Annotated in this window: 4 protein-coding genes; all 4 read left to right on the top strand. The window is 48.9% G+C overall.

From position 1 onward, the window contains the following. Positions 1 to 2,632, top strand: a 2,632-nt coding sequence (gyrA, locus tag V7D78_RS03605; protein ID WP_333607061.1) for a DNA topoisomerase (ATP-hydrolyzing) subunit A, incomplete at its 5' end; no start/stop codon positions are given. 148 nt (positions 2,633 to 2,780) lie between these two features. After that, complete coding sequence (gene serC, locus V7D78_RS03600) at positions 2,781 to 3,863, top strand: 3-phosphoserine/phosphohydroxythreonine transaminase (RefSeq protein WP_333607060.1); 1,083 nt, start codon at positions 2,781 to 2,783, stop codon at positions 3,861 to 3,863. Continuing rightward, on the top strand, positions 3,860 to 5,140 hold the full coding sequence (aroA, locus tag V7D78_RS03595) for a 3-phosphoshikimate 1-carboxyvinyltransferase (protein ID WP_333607059.1): 1,281 nt from the start codon (positions 3,860 to 3,862) through the stop codon (positions 5,138 to 5,140). Before serC ends, aroA begins: the two co-directional genes overlap by 4 nt. Before the next feature lie 137 nt (positions 5,141 to 5,277). Beyond that, on the top strand, positions 5,278 to 5,964 hold the full coding sequence (gene cmk, locus V7D78_RS03590) for a (d)CMP kinase (protein WP_333607058.1): 687 nt from the start codon (positions 5,278 to 5,280) through the stop codon (positions 5,962 to 5,964). Positions 5,965 to 6,000 lie beyond the last annotated feature (36 nt).

The following is a 6,000-nucleotide window of genomic DNA, read 5'->3' as shown; positions in this document are numbered from 1 at the left end:
GGCCAAAGAAATAGTTCCGATCAATATAGAAGACGAACTAAAAAACTCCTACCTCGATTACGCCATGAGCGTTATTGTTGGCCGTGCCTTACCAGACGTACGTGACGGCTTAAAGCCGGTGCATCGCCGCGTACTCTTTGCCATGAAGGAACTGGGTAACGACTGGAACAAAGCTTACAAAAAATCTGCCCGTGTGGTAGGTGACGTAATAGGTAAATACCACCCGCATGGTGACAGTGCTGTTTACGATACGATAGTACGGATGGCACAACCCTTTTCACTGCGCTATATGCTGGTAGATGGTCAGGGTAACTTTGGTTCTATTGACGGTGACTCTGCCGCCGCCATGCGTTATACCGAAGTGAGAATGGCGCGGATCGCCCATGAGTTACTGGCCGATCTGGATAAAGAAACCGTTGATTTTGTGCCTAACTATGACGGCACAGAACAAATACCAGCGGTTTTACCGACCAAGATCCCTAATTTATTAATTAACGGCTCCTCCGGTATTGCCGTAGGTATGGCCACTAATATTCCGCCGCATAACTTAAATGAAGTGATTGACGGCTGTTTAGCGATGATTGCAAACCCGGATATAGCACTGCATGAATTAATGCAGTTTATCCCCGGCCCGGATTTCCCGACAGCCGCTATTATCAATGGCCGTAAAGGCATTGAAGAAGCCTATCGTACCGGCCGTGGCAAGGTGTATATCCGCAGTAAAACCTTTATTGAAACTGACGAGAAAACCGGCCGTGAGACCATTATTGTCCATGAGCTGCCTTATCAGGTAAACAAAGCCCGCTTAATTGAGAAAATTGCCGAGCTGGTAAAAGAAAAACGTATCGAGGGTATTTCTGCGCTGCGGGATGAGTCTGATAAAGACGGTATGCGTATCGTTATTGAGCTCAAACGTGGTGAATCATCTGATGTGATGTTAAACCAGCTGTATGCTAACACGCAGATGCAAACCGTATTCGGTATTAACATGGTGGCGCTGGACGATGGCCAGCCCAAACTGTTAAGCCTGAAAGAAATGCTGCAATGCTTTATTTTGCACCGGCGAGAAGTGGTAACCCGTCGTACCGTATACGATTTACGTAAAGCCCGCGATCGCGCACACATCTTAGAAGGCCTGGCTGTTGCGCTGGCCAATATAGATGAAATTATTGAATTAATTAAAACCTCAGCCAGCCCGGCTGAAGCCAAAGCAGGCTTAGTGGCCCGCGGCTGGAAACTGGGTGGTGTCAGTGAAATGCTGGAGCGGGCCGGTGAGAATGCCGCCCGCCCTGAATGGCTGGAAGAGCAGTTTGGCATCAGGGATGGTTTTTATTTCCTGACCGAGCAGCAAGCACAAGCCATTCTTGATTTACGCTTACACAAATTAACCGGCCTGGAACATGAAAAAATTCTGGCCGAATATAAAGAGCTGTTAGCACTGATCGCTGAGCTATTACACATTCTGGCTAGCCCGGAGCGTTTAATGGAAGTGATCTGCGAAGAGTTGCAAGCTGCCAAAGCACAATATGGTGATGCCCGCCGTACCGATATTCAGGATAATATGCTGGATATCAATATGGAAGACTTAATCACCGAAGAAGATGTCGTGGTAACCCTGTCGCATCTGGGCTATGCCAAATATCAGCCATTGTCTGACTATGAAGCTCAGCGTCGCGGTGGCCGCGGTAAAGCAGCAACCACGGTTAAAGATGAAGACTTTGTCGACAAATTGCTGGTTGCCAGCACCCATGACACCATTTTATGTTTCTCTAACCGCGGTCGTTTGTACTGGATGAAGGTATATCAATTACCGCTGGCCAGCCGTACCGCCCGTGGTAAACCTATAGTAAACCTGTTACCGCTGGAAGAAGGTGAGCGTATTAACGCTATTCTGCCAGTACGTGAATATGAAGAAGGCAAATATGTGTTTATGGCCACGGCCAATGGCACTGTGAAGAAAACCGCGCTGACGGAATACTCGCGGCCGCGCGCCAACGGTATTATTGCCGTTAATCTGAATGAAGGCGATCACCTGATTGGTGTCGATATTACCGACGGCAGCAACGAAATCATGTTGTTCTCTGATGATGGTAAGGTCGTGCGCTTCACCGAAGATCAGGTGCGTGGAATGGGCCGAACCGCAACAGGCGTAAGGGGTATCCGGTTACGCGAAGGTGGCTCTGTGGTATCGCTGATTATTCCTAAAGGCGAGGGTGCTGTATTAACAGTCACCGAAAATGGTTACGGCAAACGTACTGCTTTAACGGAATACCCGGCGAAGAGCCGTGCTACTCAGGGTGTAGTCTCTATTAAAGTCTCTGAGCGTAATGGTCTGGTGGTCGGTGCGGTGCAAGTTAGCGATACCGATGAAATCATGATGATCTCTAACAAAGGGACATTAGTGCGTACCCGCGTTAAAGAAGTATCGGAAGTGGGCCGTAATACCCAGGGCGTGATCCTGATCCGTACGCAGGAGCAGGAAAAAGTAGTGGGTGTGGCCAAAATTGACGAAATTCAGGTTGAAGACGCCATTCTTGATACTGAGCCAACCGATGCTGACACCACTGATACAGTAAGCGTACCAGAGGTGCAGGACAGCCAGTTAGCCCAGGATGATAGCAGCGAGTCGTAACACCACTAAAACGGGCGCCTTGGCGCTCGTTTTGTTTTTACGCTATAGCAGAAAATATCAGTATGACTAAGTATAACAATACAGACGATCACAGATCGCATCCCAAGGCCAGTTCAATTATCAGTAACCCAGGAGCGAGTAGTAATAGATGACCACTTTTAATTTTTGTGCTGGCCCGGCGATGTTGCCAGAGGCAGTCATGCAACAAGCGCAACAGGAATTTGTTAACTGGCAGCAGCGTGGCTGCTCTGTGATGGAAATAAGCCATCGTAGCAAAGCTTTTATTAAAGTAGCTGAGCAAGCTGAACAGGATTTACGTGACTTACTGGCGATTCCTGCGAATTACAAGGTGCTGTTTATGCATGGCGGCGGCCGCGGCCAGTTCTCTGCAGTGCCGCTTAACCTGTTGCAGCCTGGCCAGACCGCCGACTATGTGGTTTCTGGCGCCTGGTCGAAATCAGCGGTAGAAGAGGGCCAGAAATATGGCCAGCTTAAGGTTTTGGATATTCGCCATACCACTGAACAGGGCTTGCGCAGCATTACTGCTCCGGCTGACTGGGCGTTAACGCCGGGGGCGGCCTATGTGCATTGCTGTCCGAATGAGACGGTTGATGGCATTGAATTTACCGGGTTACCTGACAGTCAAAGTCCGCTGGTAGCCTATTTATCATCAACCATTTTATCAAGACCTATTGATGTCAGCCGCTATGGCGTGATTTACGCCGGTGCGCAAAAAAATATCGGCCCCTCAGGCTTAACCCTGGCCATAGTACGTGAAGACTTATTACCAGCAAAAAATGCCATTATTCCTTCGGTACTGGATTACCGGCTAGCCGCTGAAAATGACAGTATGTTTAATACTCCGCCTACCTTTGCCTGGTATCTGGCCGGTTTAGTATTTAGCTGGTTAAAACAACAGGGTGGCGTTAGCGCAATGGCAACACGTAACCAGCAAAAAGCATCATTATTATATGATTATATTGATAAAAGTGATTTTTACAGTAATGACGTCGACCGGCGTTATCGCTCTTGGATGAATGTACCCTTTTTTCTGGCAGATGAGCGTTTAAACGATGCCTTTGTTGAGCAGGCCGAAACCCATGGTTTGTTGGCGCTAAAAGGCCATCGCATGGTGGGCGGTATGCGGGCCAGTATATACAATGCGATGCCATTAGCGGGCGTACAAACGCTGGTCAGCTTTATGCAAGAATTTGAGCGGGTGCACGGATGAAAACGCTGACCTTAGCACCTATAGCCAGCATCAGCGGGGAAGTCCATTTACCTGGATCAAAAAGCATTTCTAACCGGGTTTTGTTATTAGCGGCGCTGGCCAAAGGCTGCACCGATATCAGCAATTTACTCGACAGTGATGATGTGCGCCATATGCTAACTGCTTTAACCATGCTTGGCGTGAATTACCGTTTATCGGAGTGCCGCACACAATGCCAGGTCGAGGGTTTAGCCGGGCTGTTCAACAAGGCTGAGCCGCTTGAGCTGTTTTTAGGCAATGCCGGTACCGCCATGCGGCCACTAACCGCAGTGCTGGCCGGCTCGCAGGTGGATGTGACCCTTACTGGTGAACCACGCATGTATGAGCGGCCAATAGGTCATTTAGTCGATGCCTTAGCCCAGTGGCAAGCGGATATTCAGTATCTGGCTAATGCTGACTATCCGCCACTGCGGATTGTCGGTAAAACCCTTAACGGCGGTAAGGTAAAAATTGACGGCAGTGTCTCCAGTCAGTTTTTAACCGCCGTATTGATGACTGCCCCGTTACTAGAGGGTGATAGTGAGATTGAGATTATCGGCGATTTGGTATCCAAGCCTTACATTGATATTACCTTGGCGTTAATGCAACGCTTTGGGGTCAGTGTGACCAATGAAGGTTATCAGCGTTTTATTATAAAAGGTAAGCAGCAATATCAGTCGCCCGGTAAATGGTTGGTTGAGGGCGATGCGTCCTCTGCCTCATACTTTTTAGCCGCCGCCGCCATCAAAGGTGGCACCGTAAAAGTTACCGGTATTGGCCAGCATGCGGTGCAAGGCGATATTCATTTTGCCGATGCCCTGCAAGCGATGGGGGCAGAAGTAGACTGGGGTGATGATTATATCGCCGTAACGCGTAATCAACTACATGGCATTGACCGTGACTATAATGCGATACCCGATGCCGCTATGACCATTGCGACAACGGCGTTGTTTGCCAAAGGACCTACGGTGATCCGCAATGTGTATAACTGGCGGGTAAAGGAGACTGACCGCTTGGCAGCCATGGCAACGGAGCTGAGAAAAGTCGGGGCTGAGGTAGAAGAAGGTGAGGATTACTTAAAAATCAGCCCACCGGCCACGCTGACGCATGCCAGCATTGCTACTTATAACGATCACAGAATGGCAATGTGTTTTTCGTTGGTTGCGCTTAGCGATACCGCGGTAACCATCGAAGATCCGGATTGTACGGCTAAGACCTTTCCTGATTATTTTCAACGGTTTTTGCAACTTTCTCGCTAACTAAATGATAACGCGTTACCCTCAAGGGTGCGCGTTATTGGTATCGCATCATCAACTAAACACAGCTTTTGTCACAAAAAGCTGTATAATAGCGCCGTTTTGAGTCACCCCATTTGAATAAGCTAATAGGAGGTTGAATGCCACAGTATGCACCGGTAATCACCATAGACGGACCTGGTGGTTCAGGTAAAGGCACCGTAAGTCGGCTGCTTGCACAAAAACTTGGCTGGCATTTACTCGACAGTGGCGCCATCTATCGGGTGTTAGCCTTAGCGGCGATGCACCACCAGATTGATCCCACTGACGAAGAAGCGCTTCAACCCTTAGCGGCACATCTTGATGTGCAATTTAGCCCTGACGAGCAAGGTAATACCAAAGTCACCCTGGAAGGTGAGAATGTGTCTCATACCATTCGTACTCAGGAAGTAGCCGATGTCGCATCCAAAATTGCCTCTCTACCACGAGTACGCGAAGCCTTATTACGCCGGCAACGCAGTTTTGCTGAAACGCCAGGTCTAGTGGCCGATGGCCGTGATATGGGCACCGTCGTTTTTCCTCAGGCAGAAGTTAAAATATTTTTAACTGCCGATCCGCAGGAGCGGGCGCAGCGCCGCTATTTAGAGTTGAAACAAAAGGGCTTAGATGTTAATATCGGCGACCTTTTGAGCGAAATCCAGGCTAGGGATGAGCGCGATATGAATCGTGCAACGGCGCCATTAAAACCGGCCGCGGATGCCTATATGCTGGATTCGACCAATAAATCTATTGAACAAGTGATGGAAGAGGCGTGGCAGCTGCTGCTTGATAAGCAACTGTCAGTGTGAGTTAAACCTTAACCACATTTTGGACAACCGTTAACA

The organism is Arsukibacterium sp. (assembly GCF_036735525.1).
In the GTDB taxonomy this organism is placed as follows: Bacteria; Pseudomonadota; Gammaproteobacteria; order Enterobacterales; family Alteromonadaceae; genus Alishewanella.
Note: the sequence above shows the minus strand (reverse complement) of the source record. Positions and strands in the feature narration are given on the sequence as shown.